Source organism: Rhizobium sp. 62_C5_N11_2 (assembly GCF_051811185.1).
Lineage (GTDB): Bacteria > Pseudomonadota > Alphaproteobacteria > Rhizobiales > Rhizobiaceae > Rhizobium > Rhizobium leguminosarum.
Window position 1 is genome coordinate 178,455 of record NZ_JBPWPW010000002.1, and the last position, 17,965, is coordinate 196,419.

The 17,965-nt window shown below is 60.7% G+C and carries 14 protein-coding genes; 9 read left to right on the top strand and 5 right to left on the bottom strand.

Annotated elements, in window-relative coordinates:
- The first annotated feature begins 17 nt into the window (after nt 1-17).
- The 6 genes from AB8B31_RS24535 to AB8B31_RS24560 all read left to right on the top strand — a co-directional run bounded on the left by AB8B31_RS24535 (nt 18) and on the right by AB8B31_RS24560 (nt 6,082).
- Nucleotides 18-1,034 (top strand): ABC transporter substrate-binding protein, encoded by a 1,017-nt coding sequence (locus AB8B31_RS24535; RefSeq protein ID WP_018516814.1) that lies wholly within the window; start codon nt 18-20, stop codon nt 1,032-1,034.
- A gap of 67 nt (nt 1,035-1,101) precedes the next feature.
- Nucleotides 1,102-1,926, top strand: coding sequence for an ABC transporter ATP-binding protein (locus AB8B31_RS24540; protein WP_018516815.1), 825 nt, complete (start codon nt 1,102-1,104; stop codon nt 1,924-1,926).
- Nucleotides 1,926-2,780 (top strand): ABC transporter permease, encoded by an 855-nt coding sequence (locus AB8B31_RS24545; protein ID WP_018516816.1) that lies wholly within the window; start codon nt 1,926-1,928, stop codon nt 2,778-2,780. The genes AB8B31_RS24540 and AB8B31_RS24545 overlap by 1 nt, the downstream gene beginning before the upstream one ends.
- Nucleotides 2,780-4,093 (top strand): cytosine deaminase, encoded by a 1,314-nt coding sequence (locus tag AB8B31_RS24550; protein WP_018516817.1) that lies wholly within the window; start codon nt 2,780-2,782, stop codon nt 4,091-4,093. The genes AB8B31_RS24545 and AB8B31_RS24550 overlap by 1 nt, the downstream gene beginning before the upstream one ends.
- A gap of 1 nt (nt 4,094) precedes the next feature.
- Nucleotides 4,095-5,504, top strand: coding sequence for an FAD-binding oxidoreductase (locus tag AB8B31_RS24555; protein WP_018444699.1), 1,410 nt, complete (start codon nt 4,095-4,097; stop codon nt 5,502-5,504).
- Nucleotides 5,501-6,082 carry an NAD(P)H-dependent oxidoreductase gene (locus AB8B31_RS24560; protein ID WP_018245571.1) on the top strand — a complete coding sequence of 194 codons (582 nt, stop codon included), beginning with the start codon at nt 5,501-5,503 and terminating at the stop codon, nt 6,080-6,082. Before AB8B31_RS24555 ends, AB8B31_RS24560 begins: the two co-directional genes overlap by 4 nt.
- Nucleotides 6,083-6,204: 122 nt before the next feature.
- Here the strand turns inward: AB8B31_RS24560 and AB8B31_RS24565 are convergent, their stop codons facing one another.
- Nucleotides 6,205-6,594 carry a RidA family protein gene (locus tag AB8B31_RS24565; protein WP_018245570.1) on the bottom strand — a complete coding sequence of 130 codons (390 nt, stop codon included), beginning with the start codon at nt 6,592-6,594 and terminating at the stop codon, nt 6,205-6,207.
- Nucleotides 6,595-6,772: 178 nt separating this feature from the next.
- A complete protein-coding gene (locus AB8B31_RS24570) occupies nt 6,773-8,650 on the bottom strand; it encodes a HAMP domain-containing methyl-accepting chemotaxis protein (protein WP_018516818.1) in 1,878 nt (625 codons plus the stop codon).
- 427 nt (nt 8,651-9,077) lie between these two features.
- Between AB8B31_RS24570 and AB8B31_RS24575 the strand changes: the two genes are divergently transcribed.
- Complete coding sequence (locus AB8B31_RS24575) at nt 9,078-9,797, top strand: 4'-phosphopantetheinyl transferase family protein (RefSeq protein WP_018516819.1); 720 nt, start codon at nt 9,078-9,080, stop codon at nt 9,795-9,797.
- On the opposite strand, the gene AB8B31_RS24580 is transcribed toward AB8B31_RS24575, so the two are convergent.
- From AB8B31_RS24580 to AB8B31_RS24590, 3 genes are read right to left on the bottom strand one after another with little or no spacing between them, the layout of a single operon-like run.
- The gene (locus AB8B31_RS24580) at nt 9,770-11,122 is read right to left on the bottom strand and encodes a lysine N(6)-hydroxylase/L-ornithine N(5)-oxygenase family protein (RefSeq protein ID WP_113543040.1); all 1,353 of its coding nucleotides are present in this window, start codon (nt 11,120-11,122) and stop codon (nt 9,770-9,772) included. The two genes, AB8B31_RS24575 and AB8B31_RS24580, sit on opposite strands and share 28 nt — an antisense overlap.
- On the bottom strand, nt 11,119-15,111 hold the full coding sequence (locus AB8B31_RS24585) for a non-ribosomal peptide synthetase (RefSeq protein ID WP_026242331.1): 3,993 nt from the start codon (nt 15,109-15,111) through the stop codon (nt 11,119-11,121). The genes AB8B31_RS24580 and AB8B31_RS24585 overlap by 4 nt, the downstream gene beginning before the upstream one ends.
- Before the next feature lie 19 nt (nt 15,112-15,130).
- Nucleotides 15,131-15,349 carry an MbtH family protein gene (locus AB8B31_RS24590; RefSeq protein ID WP_018071314.1) on the bottom strand — a complete coding sequence of 73 codons (219 nt, stop codon included), beginning with the start codon at nt 15,347-15,349 and terminating at the stop codon, nt 15,131-15,133.
- A gap of 206 nt (nt 15,350-15,555) precedes the next feature.
- On the opposite strand from AB8B31_RS24590, the gene AB8B31_RS24595 reads away from it, so the two are divergent.
- Together AB8B31_RS24595 and AB8B31_RS24600 are read left to right on the top strand one after the other, a co-directional pair.
- Nucleotides 15,556-16,545 (top strand): GNAT family N-acetyltransferase, encoded by a 990-nt coding sequence (locus tag AB8B31_RS24595; protein WP_439007587.1) that lies wholly within the window; start codon nt 15,556-15,558, stop codon nt 16,543-16,545.
- On the top strand, nt 16,542-17,963 hold the full coding sequence (locus tag AB8B31_RS24600; protein WP_018516823.1) for an MATE family efflux transporter: 1,422 nt from the start codon (nt 16,542-16,544) through the stop codon (nt 17,961-17,963). The genes AB8B31_RS24595 and AB8B31_RS24600 overlap by 4 nt, the downstream gene beginning before the upstream one ends.
- Nucleotides 17,964-17,965: the final 2 nt, after the last annotated feature.

Below are 17,965 nucleotides of genomic sequence, written 5' to 3' on the forward strand. Positions count from 1 at the left end.
AAGGGGAACTGCCGACCATGTTGACAGCACTGATGAAGACGCAATTCCTGAGCTGCCTCGGCCTCGCTTCGATGCTTGCCGCCGCCTCGCCGGCGCTTGCCCTCGACAAGGTGAGCTACGGGACGAACTGGCTTGCCCAGGCGGAACATGGCGGGTTCTACCAAGCCGTTGCCGACGGCACCTATGCAAAATACGGCCTCGACGTCACCATCGTCCAGGGCGGCCCGAATGCTGCAAACAGCGCGCTGCTGATCTCCGGCAAGCTCGATTTCTACATGGGCGGCCCTCAGGGCGAAATATCCGCCGTCGAACAGGGCATTCCGCTGGTCGATGTCGCCGCGATCTTCCAAAAGGATCCGCAGGTGCTGATCGCCCATCCGGACAATGGCGTCGACAAGTTCGAGGATCTCGCCAAGCTGAAAACGCTGTTCCTCAGCAAGGACGGCTACCTCACCTATTTCGAATGGATGAAGGCAAACTTCAAAGGTTTCAAGGACGAGCAGTACAAGCCCTATAACTTCAGTCCCGCCCCCTTCCTCGCAGACAAGGACTCTGCCCAGCAGGGGTACCTGACCTCCGAACCTTACGAGATCCAGAAGCAGGCAGGCTTCGAGCCGAAGGTCTTCCTGCTCGCCGACAACGGCTACTCGCCCTATTCGACGATGATCACGACAACACAGGCGATGATCGACAGCAAGTCCGATGTCGTGCAGCGCTTCGTCGATGCCTCGATCGAGGGCTGGTACAACTACCTCCATGGCGACAACAGCAAGGCGAACGAGCTGATCAAGAAGGATAATCCTGAAATGACGGATGGCCAGCTCGCCTACTCGATCGCCAAGATGAAGGAATACGGCATCATCGAATCCGGCGACAGCCTCGACAAGGGCATCGGCTGCATCACCGACGCCCATTACAAGAAGTTCTTCGACGAGATGACTGCCATCAAGGTCTTCAAGACCGACACCGACTATACCAAGGCCTTCACGACGAAGTTCGTATGCAAGGGCACCGGAATTGCGCTGAAGAAATAAGCCTCCCAGGCCAGGTCCGCCGCTCGTCTGGCGGCGGACCGCACTCCTTCGATAAATGAGTGAGAAAATGTCCCTAGCCGAAACCAAGGCGGCGCCTTCCAAGGAAGCGAGAAAGCGGCCGCTGGTCGTCATGCAGTCGGTGTCAAAGGTCTTTTCCAGCGGCACCACAGCACTTTCGGGCATGTCGCTGACCGTCGAAAGCGGCGAATTCATTAGCCTGCTTGGACCTTCCGGCTGCGGCAAGTCCACGGCGCTGCGCATCATCGCAGGCCTTGGCGACATCACCGCGGGCAAGATCGACTGGCCAAGTTCACGCATCAATTCCAAGGGCCTGCCTGAAGGCGATATCGGCTTCGTCTTCCAGGAGCCGACGCTGATGCCGTGGAAGACCGTTTTCGGCAACGTCTACCTGCCGCTGAAACTCCGCGGGATCTCCAAGGCGGAAGCCCGCGACCGGATCACGGAAGCGCTGGCGACCGTCAGTCTTCAGGATTTCGCCGATGCCTATCCGCGCGAACTCTCCGGCGGCATGAAGATGCGCGTATCGATCGCTCGGGCGCTGGTGACCAAGCCGAAGCTGCTGTTGATGGATGAGCCTTTCGCCGCGCTCGACGAGATCACGCGCCAAAGGCTCAACGACGATGTGCTGCGGCTATGGAAGACGACCGGGATTACGGTGATCTTCGTGACGCATTCGGTCTTCGAATCCGCTTATCTCTCGAACCGGATCGTGGTGATGAAGGCAAGGCCCGGCCGCGTGTATGCCGATTTTCCGCTGACCACCAGCCTCGAGCGGGATTCGCATTATCGAACCTCCGAACAATATCGGCAGGCCTGCGAAAAGGCGTCCCGTTCGCTGATCGAGGCGATGGGCGGATCGGAGGAGCACTGATGAGCGTCGAAAGCATCGAAACCGCCGGAGCCGTATCCCCGCCCGCCTCGCAACCGGCGAATGCCCGGCGGCGTGAGCTGGCGCTACGCATCGCCGTGCCTCTCCTCGTCATCACCGTGCTCGTCATCGTCTGGGAGCTTTACGTGGTGCTCTCGGGCGTTCCGCCATACATCCTCCCCGGCCCCGGCGCGGTGGCCGCGGCCTTTGTCAATGATTGGGGCACGCTGGCTCCAGCCCTCTGGGTCACGACCAAGATCACCTTCATCTCGCTGATGCTGGCGCTTGTCGGCGGCGTGGGTTTTGCGATCTTCCTGGTGCAATCGCGCTGGATCGAGATCGCCTTCTATCCGCTCGCCGTTATCCTGCAGGTGACGCCGATCGTGGCGATCTCGCCGCTGATCCTGATCTACGCTCCCTCCACGCAGGTCGCGCTCCTCATCTGCGCCTTCCTCGTCGCGTTTTTCCCGATCCTGTCGAACATGGTGCAGGGCCTGAAGAGTGTCGACCATAACCTCATCAACCTCTTCGAACTCTATGGCGCCTCGCGCTGGCAGACGTTGATCCATCTGAAGATCCCGGCCGCCCAGCCCTATTTCATGACCGGTCTTCGCATCGGCGGCGGGCTCGCGCTGATCGCCGCCGTCGTCGCTGAATTTGCTGCAGGCTCGGCCGGTGCCGGCTCCGGCCTCGCCTTCCGCCTGCTCGAAGCGCAGTACCGGATGAACATCCCGCGCCTATTCGCAGCGCTGTTGATGCTCTCCATGCTTGGGGTAGCGATCTTCGGCCTCACCACCCTCATTGCCTGGCTGAGCCTTCACCGCTGGCATGAAAGCAGCATCAAACGGGAAAACTGATGACTTATTCCTTCATATCCCCGCCAAATGCGGCCCGCTTCGTGCTGAGCAATGCGACAGTGCCCGCCGTCACCCTCGAGCATGTCGACGTGCCAATCACCGAGGGACTGGCCACGGTCGATATCGTCATCAGCGACGGCATGATTGCAGCCATCCGGCCGGCCGGCGCCGCACCCGCCGATTATGCCAGGATCGATCTCAAGGACGGCATGGTCTGGCCGTGTTTTGCCGATATCCATACTCATCTCGACAAAGGCCATATCTGGCCGCGCCAGGCCAACCCCGACGGCAGCTTCGTGGGCGCGCTCGATGCCGTCAGGGCCGACCGGGAAGCCAACTGGTCGGCCGCAGACGTCAAACGGCGCATGGAATTCTCGCTCCGCTCCGCCTATGCCCATGGCACCAGCCTGATCCGCACGCACCTGGATTCGCTTGCGCCCCAGCATCGCATCTCCTTCGAGGTTTTTGCCGAAACCCGGGATGCCTGGAGAGACAGGATTGCACTGCAGGCGGTCGCCCTCTTCCCGCTGGATGCCATGGCAGACAGCATCTTCTTTGCCGATCTCGTCACAACGGTCAGACAGAGCGGCGGCCTGCTTGGCGGCGTCACCCGGATGGGGCCGGAGCTCGTCTGGCAGCTCGACACGCTCTTCAGGACTGCCGCGGAGCATGGCCTGGATGTCGATCTGCATGTGGACGAGACGGATGATCGCGGCGCCGAGACGCTGAAAGCAATTGCCGAGGCCGTGCTGCGCAACGGGTTCGAGGGCAAGGTGACCGCCGGCCATTGCTGCTCGCTCGCCCGCCAGGATGAAGACACCGCCGCGCGCACCGTCGCGTTGGTCGCCAAGGCAGGTATCGCGGTCATCGCACTGCCGATGTGCAACATGTATCTACAGGATCGCTATCCCGGCCGCACCCCGCGCTGGCGCGGCGTCACGCTGTTCAAGGAACTTGCGGCCGCCGGCGTCGCGACCGCTGTCGCATCCGACAATACGCGTGACCCCTTCTATGCTTATGGTGATCTCGATCCAGTGGAGGTCTTCCGTGAGGCCGTGCGGATCCTGCATCTCGACCATCCGCTCGATACCGCCGCCCGCGTCGTCACCACCTCGCCCGCCGCCATCGTCGGACGGTCGGACAAGGGCCGTATCGCCGCCGGCGATCCGGCCGATCTCGTGCTCTTCAGCGCGCGGCGCTGGAGTGAATTCCTGTCCCGTCCGCAGTCTGACCGCGTCGTGCTTCGCCGCGGCAAGGTGATCGACCGCAGCCTGCCGGATTACCGTGAACTCGATAACGTCGTTGGAGCCTGACATGGCCGATTATCAGAAGATCAAAAAAGAACTTGATGGCATCGCCGTCGAGGACAATCCCGCGCTGGTTCGCCAGAAGAGCCGGGATTTCTATTGGTATTCGCCTGTCCTCAAAGCCCAGCTCGACAATGTGACGGCCGATATCGTCGTCACGCCGAAGACCGAGGAAGAGGTCATCCGGACGCTGAAGGTCGCCTATGCCCATGGCGTGCCGGTCACGCCGCGCGGCGCCGGCACCGGCAATTACGGCCAGGCCATGCCACTTTCCGGCGGCATCGTGCTGAACCTTGCCGCCATGGACAAGATCAAGGAGATCCATCCCGGCCGCGTCATCTGCGAACCCGGCATCGTGCTTGCCCAACTCGACAAGCAAACCAAGGCCCATTCCGGCCAGGAGCTGCGTTTCCACCCCTCCACCGCCCAGACGGCGACGGTCGGCGGTTTCATCGCCGGCGGTTCCGGCGGTGTCGGCTCGATCACCTGGGGCGGCTTGCGTGACCTCGGCAATATATTGCGGCTCCGCGTCGTCACCATGGAGGCCGAACCGCGCGTCCTTGATCTCACCGGCTGGGATCTCCAGAAAGTGAGCCATGCCTACGGCACGAACGGCATCATCACCGAGATCGAGATGCCGCTGGCACCTGCATATGACTGGGTCGATGTGCTCGTCGGCTATGACGACTTCATGGAAGCGGTGCGCTTCTCCGACGCGCTGGCGAAATGCAACGGCATCCTCGTCAAGGAGATCGCACCGATCGCGGCTCCCATTCCTCACGATTATTTCACCCGCCACAAGCCTTACATCCGTCAGGGCCAGTCGATCGTCGTGCTGATGATTGCGCCGCACTCCATGGATGCCTTTCTTGCCTTCACGGCGGCGCAGAAGGGCGAGATCATGTTCCGCTCCGACAAAGTGGAAAGCATGCGCGGCATTCCGCATGCCTATGAGCTTGCCTGGAACCACACGACATTGCGTGCGCTGAAGGTCGACCCGAGCTTCACCTATCTGCAGGTGCAATATCCAGGCCCGGACCATGTCGCCAAGGTGCGGAAGATGGTCGAAATTTTCGGTGACGAAGTGCCGGGGCATCTCGAATTCATCAAGTTTGACGGCCAGATCCAGTGCTCCGGCCTGCCGCTGGTCCGCTATACCACCGAAGAGCGGCTGGAAGAGATCATCAAGATCCACCAGGACAATGGATGCCCGATCTTCAACCCGCACCGCTATACGCTTGAAGAAGGCGGCATGAAGCGCACCGACGCTGTTCAGCTTGCCTTCAAGCAGGAAACCGATCCGAAGGGCCTGCTCAATCCCGGCAAGATGATTGCGTGGGAAAATCCCAATTTCGATTTCAACGCCGGCAAGAACTATCTCTTCCCCGGCCTGGCGGCCCTGATGGAGGCTTCATGAGGGTTCTCGTCCTCCACTCTCACCCGGTCGAGGAAAGTTACGGCAAGGCGCTTTACCGGCAGACCGTCGAGAGCCTTGAGAAGGCCGGGCATATGGTGGACGCCTGCGACCTCTATGAAGAGCAGTTCGATCCGGTGCTCTCGCGCCACGACCGGCTCGTCTATCACGACTATCCGGAAAATCTGAAGCTGGTGGCGCCCCATGTCGACCGGCTCAAAGCGGCCGAGGGGCTGGTGATCTGCACCCCGATCTGGAACTTCGGCTTTCCGGCTATCCTGAAGGGATATTTCGACCGTGTGTGGCTACCGGGTGTTTCCTTCCAATTGGTCAACGGCAAGGTAGAATCGCGGCTGCGCCACATCCGCAAGCTCGCAGCCGTCCTGACTTACGGCGCGACGCCCTTCCGCGCCTTCGCCGCCGGCAACCCGCCGAAGAAAATCGTCAAGCGCGTGCTGAGAGCGCAGATCAATCCGGTGAGGCCGGTGACGTTCCTCGCTCATTACGATATGAACAATTGCACGCCAGAGACGCGGGCAAAATTCCTCACCCGCGTCGGAGACGCGATGGAGCGATTCTAGAGCAATTCGAGCAAAAGAGTGCCGCGGTTTTGACAGGCAAAGCGCGAAGCGCTCTTGCCGGGAATTGCGTGAAAACAAAGATGTAGAGCATCTCCGTGCTTCGAAGGAAAAACGGAAATGCTCTACAAGATTTTCGCGGCCGTCACCTCGACCTCGACGAGGAACTCAGGGCGCGTAAAGCCGCCGATGACGAGCAAGGTGGAAACCGGCTTTGGATCGAGCGTATAGCGATCCCGGACTGCCATGTAGGCCGGGAAATCCTCGCGGCGGGTGACGAAGCCCGAAATGCGGATAACATCGGCAAAACTCATCTCCGCCTCCTGCAGAATCGCCTTGATCGCCTCGAAGCAGAGTTCCGCCTGAGCAGTGATGTCGCTCGGAACAGCATCGTCGAGGCCGATACCAAGCTGGCCCGAGGTGACGAGAAGCGATGCGCCGGGGGGCACGAGCAGGCCGTGATTATAATTTCCAAAAGGCCGGCGTACCGACGCCGGATTGAAGGTCTTCTTCATCGCTGAACTTTCCCGTAGGTCTGCAGATGCCGACCCTACAAGATGCAGCGGGATATGAGAATATCGCTGCCGCCCATAATGTCTTGCGACAAGAGGCAGGACGATCGTCGGATCGAGCCGACGACCGTCTTGGGGCCAGTTCAATATCTTCGGCACCCGATCTGACGTCCGCCGCGCGTCATCTTTGCGTCACGCGCCGCGGAGCGACCAAGTGGATCGGCCGGTTGCCTTCGAAGGCCCGTCCGCTGCGCTGTCCGTCCGCCGCGCCTTTATCGCCGTCCAATTGAAACTGGTTGACCAGATCCCGCAGGCGGCCTGCCTCGGAGGACAATGAGGCAACGGCAGCCGTCGACTGCTCGACCATCGCTGCATTTTGCTGGGTCGCCTGGTCCATCTGATTGACGGCCGTGTTGATTTCGGCAAGTCCCGTCGACTGCTCACGCGCCGATGTGGCAATCGCATCCATGAGTTGGTTGATGTGCACGACGTACTCACCGATCGACTTCAGCGACGTTCCGGTTTCGAGAACCAGTTTCACGCCATTTTCCACGTCAGTTGATGACTTTTGAATAAAGCCCTTGATCTCCTTGGCCGCTTGAGCGGCGCGCTGGGCAAGCTCACGGACTTCCTGGGCGACCACTGCAAAGCCTTTGCCCGCCTCACCCGCACGGGCAGCCTCAACGCCGGCATTCAACGCCAAGAGGTTCGTCTGGAAGGCGATCTCATCAATTGCACTAATGATGTTGGAAATCTGCTGTGAACTTTCCTCGATGCGTCGCATGGCCTGTTCCGCCTCCGAGACCACAGTTGCCGACCGCTGAGCGCTGATATCGGCTTCTTTGGCCACATTGCGTGCCTCGTCGGTGCGTTTGGTCGCCATCGTCACATTCGACGTGATCTGGTCCAACGCTGCGGCCGTCTCCTCGAGAGAGGCTGCTTGTTGCTCGGTACGCTTGGAAAGATCCTGCGCCGCCGATGCAATCTCCCCGGTACCGTTGTCTATGCTGTGTACCGTCTGGAGCACTGCGCCGATCGTCGCGCCCAATTGCCGGAGCGAAGCGTTGAAGTCTTCGCGCAAGGCTTCGTATTCGGCCGCAAATTGCTCCGAAAGCTGGAAGGATATGTCGCCTGCTGCAAGCCGCCGGAGGCCTCCGCCCAATGTCGTGGTCGCGAAGCGCAATTGTTCCGCCTCGCGTTCGGCGCGCTGCTGGGCGGCGGCGCGCGCTGCCTCGCTCTCGCTGCGAGATTCGGCGGCTTCCTTCTCGAGCCTGACGACGTTGAGGGCATTCTGGCGAAAGATTTCGACCGCGCCGGCCATTTCGCCGACTTCATCGGCGCGACCGGCATAGGGAATATCACTGTCAAGATCGCCATCCGACAAGCGCCTCATGGCGGAAGCGATGCTTCGGATCGGGTTGGCGATGCCCGATATCGCAAAGAAGATGCCGGCAATGGCAAGAAGCACGGCCAGCCCTGCGATCGCGGCCGTCAGCATGAAAGCGGATTGCGCAGAATCACCGCTTGCGGTCACAAAGCCTTCGGCCTGGCTGAGAATGAAAGCGACCAGATCCGCCACCGCCTTGTTCACCAACTCGGCTTGCGGCTCCATATTTTCCTTGAAGAGGCGGATTGCTTCAGGCGTCTTCCCGTCATTTTCAAACGCGATCATTTGCTCTGACAGCGCGCGATATTTGGCGAGTTCCGGCTTGATCTGATTGATCAGTTCCCGCCCACGCTCGGTGCGCACGCCCTTTTCGTATTCGCTGACAACTTTCTCGACCGCTGTGCCGGCGGCATCGATTTTTTGCTGTCCGACCTTCCGCTCCTCCGCTGTATCCTCCAGGAGATACTGGGCATAGACCAATTTCAGGTCGAGGAAGTCATCCTTGATCTCGCGAGCCGTCACAAGCCGCTGCATCCAGAAGGTCCCGATCTGCTCAGTATTGGCACGAAGTGTGGAAATCGTGCTCAGCGAGACATAGGACAGGCCAACCATGAACAGACTGATGATCGACAGCTTTAAGATCAGGGCTTGCTTGATACTCGGGCGCTTCATGCGGGTCTCCTCGAAGGTAGTGGGACGACCGGCGTGCCGGTTGATGCAAGATCTCGCGCCAGATTCAATAATTTAGTGTTAACTAAACAATGATCCCGCTTTATTTCCTCAGATCTTCTAAGCAGATCCATACTTCCGCGATCAATTCAGCGCCCTGCGACTTAAAGTTCCTGGAAATCCAAGGAAATAGCAGCCATGGCGAGCGAAAATCTCACCACATCAGGTCTCGATACCAAGAAGAGGATCGATCGACATTGATTCGGATCGGCACGATCTGGTCATCTTCGCCACGGAGAACGAACGTTGGAATGTCCGATCGCCTTCAAGACGGGAAACGCCGATCCGTTCACGCAACTCTCCTGCTGTCTGCAACGGCGGCAAGTACCTGCATGCTTGCCAATCGATCCACGGAACACATACTGGGTCCATGCAGCAATCAGAAAACCAACCTGCCGACATTGAAATAGCGCTCTGGCAGTATTCCGAGAGCGGAGGCGACTGGAACCGCTGGATGCAGTCGCTTTCATCGGATGAACGGGGTCGCGCCGCGAGCTATCGGTTTGAACGAGATCGGGCATCGTTCATTGCCGGCCGGTATCTCTTGCGGCAACTGTTGAGCCTGCAGACCGGGATATCGCCGAGCAAGGTCCCATTGTCTCCAGACAGGCACGGCAAGCTGAGGCTTGAGGGTCCTGATAGGCCGCAATTCAGCCTCGCCAATGCTGACGGGCTTGTCGCCGTCGCTGTCGCTTCAGGATGTGATTACGTGGGAATAGATTGCGAGCGCGTCGACGCCGAGATCGAAGAGGCGGCAATGGATAGCTATTGCAGCGCAGATGAACGGCGCTGGCTCGTGGAATTGCCTGCGTCCGAACGCGCGCGCGCGGCCATTGCACTTTGGACCCTTAAGGAGAGCCATCTAAAGGCACTCGGCGTCGGGCTACGCGAGGATCCCCGCAACGTCGCCTTTTCCTGGAGGGATGGCATCCCCGTCATGGTCGAAGGCGGCGATCGCGATCGACGATGGCATCACCGTCTGGTCGAAAGCGGCAGCCAGCACGTCGTCGCGCTGGCTGCTTGCTCTCAGTCCGGGCTCCCCGGCATTTCGACACGCCTATTTCAGGACGATAACATGCCGTCCGAATAGCCGGCTCGGAGCTGATGAGGCATTGCGGCAGCGGTCTCCGTCGCCCAGGCCAGTTGCCCATTGTCGGGTTCAGCATCGAAATGTTGCCGGCCGAGAAGCGTATTGACGATGGTTGCGCTGCGCCAGGCCATGAGGCTGAGCTGAGAGTCGGCGATACCGTGCGAATATCGCCCCGCATTCTGCGCAAACAGCCGGTTGGTCCGCGGACCCGTCCACTGCATCGTGTAGTCGTCATTGAGAAGCGGATAGCCGTTTCTGTCGAGCGTTATCCTTTCGCCCAGCGAGCCGAGAGCATCCGGCAGTCGGAACCGGTAGCCGGTGGCGAGCACCACCGCATCTGCATGCAGCACCTCGATCCCGCCGTCGAATTGGTTCCTGACGATGAGCCGGTAGGCATTGCCGTTCCGCTCCATCTGAATCACATCGCGATTGGGCGCCAGAGAGGCATTGAGCGTGCTCGGTTCCAGATAACGCAACGCATAGAGGCGGCGGTAGATCGAGTGAATCGTCGAAATCGACAGGCCGTCGCTGGTCAGGATCGAGTTCTTCAAAGCGGCCTGCTTCTGCTCGCCGCCGAGCTTCAGATAGGCCTGGACGTATTCCGGTGAGAAGACCTGGTTCGAAAACGGCGTATCGTTGATCGGCTCGAAATTATGACGCCGGCTGATCCATGTCAGCTCCGTCATGGAACCGGGATCGCCAAGCAAGGCTTCGACGACCTCGCCGCCGCTTTGACCGCCGCCGACCACGACGATGCGGGCGGTGCCGAGATCGCCGAGACGCGATTTGGCCTCGCTGTTATGAAAGCAATCGGCCCCTAGAAACGGTTTTGCCCAGTCGGGCACGAAGGGTGAAGATCCCGTGCCGATCACCAGGTTTCGCGCTTCTTCCTGTCCGTTGTCGAACCGCAGGAAGAAGCGGTCGTCGCGGTGCTCGACGTCGCGGATCTCCGTGCCAAAGCGCAGGCCGTCCACGCCGTTGGCGACCCAGGCGAGATAACGTGCAAATTCCTGCCGGGGAACGGCCTCATAATTGGCGTTAAGGAAAGCGTAGAGCCTCTTATGGGCAACCAGATAGGAGACGAATGACCAGCGGCTGGTCGGCAGGACCGGGGTGACGAGGTCTTTCAGAAAGGACGATTGCAGCTCGACGCCGGGCATCATCATGCCGGGATGCCAGTCGAAGGAGTCTCGTCGCTCGAAGAAGCGGCTTCTGATCTCGGGCACCGACTCGAACAGGCAGGCGAGGCTCAGATTGGAGGGGCCGATGCCGATGCCGGCAATATCCAGCGGCTCGGCATCCCTGCGGGCGAAAGCGACGGTCATGCGATATCCTTCTCTGTTTCCTTGAGACGCAGGGCAAGCCTTGAGTGGAAGGCGGGAGACCCGATCATGTGCAGATGGTTGGTGCCGGTGATGATTTCGGCCGCATGCGCCCGCGGCGACAGGCGGCGCCAGTCGATCAGGTTGAGGCCGCGGTTGAGGCTGTCGTCGGCAGCCCAGGGATAGATCGGTACATCGTGAGGAACGAGCTGGTGCTTGCGGAAGATCAGGGCATTGTCGATAAGCACCCAAAACGTATGCTCACGACTGCTGATATCAGGCCCGTCGTTTGGAAGCGGGTCCTTTTCGTCGCCGACAAAACGCAGGAACTGGTCGTAGGTATCCGCGTCCATCGTCGACAGCAGCCGATCCCATTCGGGACGCATCGCCGTTCTTCCAAGCCACGCCTGCACGTCTCGATGAAGTTCATCGCGCTCGCCGGGCCGGAACCTCGGCTTTGCGCCGATCGCGAATTCCGATCCGAGATCGCAAACGTCGACCATCGCCATCATCCTGACGTCGACTTGATCACCGAGGGCGCGGGCAGCCTCGTAGGCCAGAAGCCCGCCCCAGGACCAGCCGAGGAAATAGCAGGGCGCGCCCTGACTATGTGTCCTGATATAATCGACATAGCTCTCGATGATCTCTTCGACCGGAGCGCCGACTGCCTTTTTCTCGGAGAGCGAGTGGCAGATGAAGCCGGTCGCCGGCTGATCGGCTCCGAGATAGTCGACGAGCTTGACATATTCGCGGGTGCTGACGAGAAGCCCCGGGAAGCAGTAGAGCCGCGGCTTGGCGCCGGAAGCGCGCAGCACGATCACCTCGGAGAGATCCCGTTGATCCCCCTGCTCCATCACGCCGGCAAACGAGCGAATGGTCGGGTTGTTGAAGATATCGGCGACGATGAGCGGGGTTTTCGGTCGGCGCTGCCGGAGCAAGGAAAGAATACGGATCGCTCCGAGCGAATTGCCGCCGATCGCGAAGAAATTGTCCTCGACGCTGATTGCTTCCAACTTGAGTACCTGCCGCCAGACATCCAGCACCTCTTCTTCGAGCACGGTTGCCGGCTCGACGATTGCGCGCTTAACCGGTTGCGGCGCCGGCAGCGCAAATCGATCGAGCTTGCTGTTCGGATTGGTCGGCATTTTTTCCAGTTCTACCACGGCAGCCGGCACCATATAGGACGGCAGACTGCGCTCGAGGCCGGCGCGGGTCGTCTCGACGTCAAGCGTCTCGTCTTTCTTCGGGACGACGTAGGCAACGAGCGCCTTTTCACCGCCGGGATCGTCATCGCGCAGGACGACCAGAGCCTCGCCGACACCCGGCTGCTGGAGGAGAGCCGCTTCGATCTCGCCGAGCTCGATCCGGTAGCCACGAAGCTTCACCTGATGGTCGACACGACCGACGAATTCGACGGTTCCGTCATCACGCCAACGCGTCAGATCGCCGGAACGATAAAGCCGGCCGCCCTCCGTGAAGAACGGATCGGGGATGAAGCGGTCCGCCGTCGTATCCGGCTTGCCGAGATAGCCGCGTGCGATACCCTCACCACCGATATAGAGTTCGCCCGTCACGCCGATCGGGCACGGATTGAGGTCAGGGTCGAGCACATAGACGCGCCTTAACCCGACAGCGCGACCGAGGGGAGCATAGACCCCCTGGAACTTCGTGCCCGCCCTCACCTTCCAGACCATCGGCGTCATGATGGTTTCGGTCGGCCCGTAGCCGTTGATCAGCCATTCCGATTTCAGCGCCCGCGACAGCAGATCGAAGGTCGGTTGCGCCAGCCCCTCGCCGCCGAAGGAATAAAGGCGCATTGGGGGCGCGCCGTCTGAAATATCAGCCCATTCCGCCAGCTGCTGCAGATAGGTTGTGGGAATGCTGGCATTGTTGGCGCCGTGCTTGCGCATGGCCGTCAATGTCTCTTCCGGCGTCCACAGCGGCTGATCGGGAAGAATGATACTGCCGCCCTCCATCAGCGGGTTCATCCATCGCTCGTGCCCGCCGTCCGAACTGAAAGGCAGGAACGGCAGCTCACGGGACGCCGAGCTCATGCCATAGACACGCGAGGTGTTCTGCAGATGGTGCGTCAGCGGGCCGTGCTCGACGGCCACGCCCTTCGGCAATCCGGTCGATCCGGAGGTATACATGACATAGGCCAGCTGATCCTTGTGAGTGGGAATATCGAGCGGCGTATCCGGCTCGCCGTCGAGGTCGATCTTGTCGAGGTCGAGGATAATGGCGTCGAGCTCTTCCGGCAGCCGATGGCGAAGCCAGCTGTGGGTCAGAACGATTTTGACACCGCCATCGCGCAGAATGTGATGGTTGCGTACCGGCGGATGGTCGGGCTCGACCGGGATATAGGCGCCGCCCGCCTTCAGCGTCGCGAGGATCCCGACGATTGCCTCTGGCGAGCGCTTGATGAAGATGGCGACCGTCACCTCGGCGCGAACGCCCAGCTGACGCAACCGATGTGCGAGACGGTTGGTGCCGGCCTCCAGCCAGCCATGGCTCCATTCCTCGTCACCGTAGACAATCGCCGTCTTCTCCGGCGTCTGGCGCGAATGGGCTGATATCAGCTCGTGGACCGGCCTGTCATCGTTGACCACCTCATCTTCGTAGGGCGCCGACAACTGGTCGAGCTCGTCGCTGCCCACAAGTTCGATGTCCTTGATCCGCACGTTCGGCCGCGCAACGATCTGCTCGAGCACAAGGATGAAATGCCGGGAGACACGGGCAATCAGGGCGCTGTCATAGAGATCGTGTGCATAATCGATCAGCCCGGATGCAGCACCATCCAGACCTGCTTCGATCACCAGGGAAAGCTCGCTGTCGGCGCGCGCGCCCAGGGGCGCCAGATTTGTTGCGTGCCTGGGGATCGCATACGGCTCGCGGAATTCGAACAGGGCCTTGACCACCGCTTCCTGGGCCGCCGCTTCGTCGACGACCAGTTCCTGGGTGATGCGCTCCAGCGGAACCAGCCGGGCAAGCCCCTCCTGCGTTACCGAAGTGATCGCAGTGATGACATCGTCGAGCGAATTTCTGGATGTTAGCGATAGGGTGAGGGGAAGGATCTGTTCGGCACGGCCGCGGATCGCAAGGTGCTCCTTCTGCGGCCGCGCGATCAGGAGCCCGGTCAGCAAGGCGTAGTTGCCGCTGTAGCGTGCCAGGAGCGCGCAAAAGGCGGCATGCAACACGCGCTCGACTTGATATCCCTTTTGCTGCGCATGTCGATCGAGCTTTTCCCAGAGACCGGGTTCGATCGAAAATCGATGCTGAGCGCGTGCCACGCCTGCCAGCCCGCCACTGTTGAAGCGGGTGGGAAAGGTCGTGGCCGCGTAGTCGAGGCCGATCGTTTGCCGCCAGTAGGAGAGGGATTGCTGCGCCTGCTCTGTCTGCAGCCACTCGGCCTCTCGTGTTCCGGCCAATATATCTGTCAGCTGCGTGTCGCCGGCGGGTCCGCCATCGAGAATTCGCGTTAGGGAGCCGGCGAGAACGGACTTCTCGCGATCGTCTGAGATGATTGGATGAAGCACGATCGTCAGAAGCGACTGTCCGTCGGCAAGCAAGACAATCTGAACACGTGCCGGCGGACCGCTGAGGAGATCGAAGCGTCTGTCGCGGAAGGCTTTCTGTTCGGCCCAAGCATCCGGCTCGGCAAGAGCAGCACCTTCACCGACAATCTCGATCGGCACAGCATTTAGTGTGCCGCAGTACTGTTCGACGCGACCGCCCGCCAGCCGTCGGAATCGGGTGGCAAGGGAGGGATGTTGCGCCACCAGCGTCCGGCAGGCGCCGGCAATCGTCTTGACGTCGACCGCCGGGCTCAATCGCAGCGAAATGACCTGGTCGGGAAAGACCGTGTAGTTGCCGATCTGCTCCAGCGACCAGATACGCTTCTGCGCGATCGTCAGCGGAAAGCTCTCGAAGACCGCGTCCGTTGCGACATCGGTCGGGTAGGCATCTGCGAAGTTTGTGATCTGCTTGTTCATCCGTGCCATCCAGCCGTTTTCAGAGACGCGCGTCGCCGGCGATTGCCGAGCGCAAAGAGAGAGGGCGCGGGTCCGCCCAGACGTCACGGATATGCGCCAGGCATTGCTGGCGCGAGCCGGCAAAGCCCGCCGGCTCCCAGCCCAAGGGAATCCGCTTGTCCTGCGGCCAGACCGAGTAGCGACGCTCGGTGTCGATGACGGCGATCCAAAGATCGTCGTGAGGCTCAAGATTATCCATTCGCAGCTCCTGCGGTGATGATGGTCATGCGCAAGTGACGGATCCGGCAGGCTGCAGTTTAGAAAATTGATGAGAATTTTTTTCTTCGCTTACCCCTAAACCCAGCGGGAGATGGATCGTCATTCTACTAAATCGGCACAGGAGCACGCTTCATGCTCGCAGCGCCGAGAGCCCGACCGGCCCGCGAACCGGCCAAGGAGAACATCATGGATTTCGACGCCGTCAAACAAAGGCGCGCTTTGCAGTCGCGCAGCTACATCAGCCTCGCACCCAATCTCATTCACCTCAAGACCGCCTACGGCCACCACGAAGCCGCATTCGAGGTCGAAGCCGGCATAACGTCGGTGACCTTCTACCATGGAGATCCGGTGCAATCGCCGGAGCTTCTGATGGCGGCCGCCGAAGCGGTGACGGCACAAGATCGCTCGATTACATCAGTCGTCTTCGAAGGGCATCAGACAAGCCTTCCCAGACACATTGCCGGCACAGGCGGAAGGCTCGATTCGGCGATCCTATGGCAATGGCCATCGCTCTGGCTGCCGCAGCTGTCCTATCCGCTGCCGCCCGTGCAGGAGATGACCGCGGGCCGGTATCATCCGCGCCGACCTGCAAAGCCGAAGGGCACGGTCTACCAGCGTTTCATCCCCTGGCTGGAACGGGAAATAGCCTTCACCGTGGCCGATGCCGAGACCGATCTTGCAGCATTTCATCGCTGGATGAACGACGAACAGGTCAACATGATCTGGGAGGATGCAGGCTCGATCGACAAACATCGGGAGATTCTGGAGGAGAGGATCGCCGATCCGCATGTCCTGCCGCTGATCGGCAGTTTCGCGGATATCCCCTTCGGCTATTTCGAAGTCTACTGGGCAAAGGAGAACCGTCTCGGTCCCTTTTACGACGCCGACGACTATGATCGTGGATGGCATGTGGCGATCGGCGAGCCCGATTATCGCGGCAAGAAATGGATCAGCGCATGGCTTCCTTCGCTGATGCATTTCATCTTCCTCGACGATCCGCGCACGAAGCGTATCGTCGGCGAGCCGCGCGCCAGTCACGAGCAGCAGATCCGCAACCTCGACCGCTCGGGTTTTGCCAAGGTCAAGCATTTCGATTTTCCGCACAAGCGGGCGCTCCTCGTAGTGCTCGGCCGCGAGCGCTTCTTCGGTGATCGTCTCTGGGTGCCCGCGTCATGAACGACATGAGCGACGCAAGCGGCAGCTTCCGGAGACGGCAGCGCCTCGCACCGGAGGACCTTGCCAGTCCCCAGCTTTTCAGGCTGCTGCTTCGGCTTGGACTGCCGGCGATGTTCGGCCTGTCGATCAACGCCGCCCATCACACGATCAACATGATCTTCATCGGAATGATCGGTGAAGATCAGATCGCGGCGATCATGATCGTCCTGCCGGTCCTCATGCTCGTCGCGGCCTTCGGGGAAGGGATCGGCGTCGGTGTCGCAACCGAGGTCGGGCGGACGCTCGGAGCCGGCAACCGATCCCGGGCTGGCGCCATTGCCTCCGTCAGCCTTGCTGCCGGCGTCGCCTTCGGCGCGGCAAGCGCCATCGCAATCCTCGCATTTCCAGATTTGCTGCTGTTCGGCGCCACGCCTGCCCTTCAGCCGCTCGCGCAGCAATATCTGATGATCATTGCGGTCTCGGTGCCGCTTACGATGGCGCAGATCATTCTCGATTTCCTGGCGATTGCAGAGGGCAATGCCCGCTTCAGCATGTGGACGCTGGTCGCCTGCTTTGCGCTGAACATGATCCTCGACCCAATCATGATCTTTGGCTTCGGCCTCGGCCTGCAGGGCGTTGCGATCGCAACCATCCTGTCCCAACTGGTGGCACTTTGCATTTATGCTGCTTACCACGCCAGGCGGCTTGGGACGGTCCGGCTGGCGTTTGGCTGGCAGTGGAGAGATATCGGCTATCTCAGGCCTGTGCTTGCTGTGGGCGCGCCGACGACGCTGACCAGTCTCGCGACCGCAGGCGCGATTGCGGCAATGGTGTCGCTCGCCGGCACCTATCACGGAGAAGCCGGCATTGCCGGTGTCGGGATTGCCTTGCGGCTGCTTGCGGTGGGAACGCTCCCGGTCATCGGCATTTCACTCGGGGCCCAGTCGATCCTGAGCTTTGCCTGGGGTCGAGGCGATACGGCCCGAGTGCTATCGGCCGCCCGCATCCTGACAGCGGTCACAACTGCGGTGAGTGGCACTTACGGGCTGGCCGCGCTCGCCTTCTCCGAAGAGCTTTCCTCGTTTTTCACCGACGATGCGACGGTGATCGGGATCGCGGCGCAAGCGATCGTCGCAACCCACCTTCCGCTTCTGCTGTTCGGCCTGCGGCAAACGGTGCTGATCCTCTTCCAGGCTCAGGGCAGAGCGAAAGCGGCGGTTGCCATCGGTCTGGCGCAGAATGGCTATCTTCTGTTTCCGCTGCTGGCTCTCCTGCCGCCGTTCTTCGGTTTTTCAGGCTTGCTGGCAGCAATGTTCCTGGCCTCTGCCCTGACCGGCCTGCTGTCGGCCGTCTGCCTGATGAGGACGCTACGCGCGCTCCGGCAGCGCGCTGCCGATCATCTGACCTCCATCCGTCCATATCCCAGCTTTTGTCCATGAGA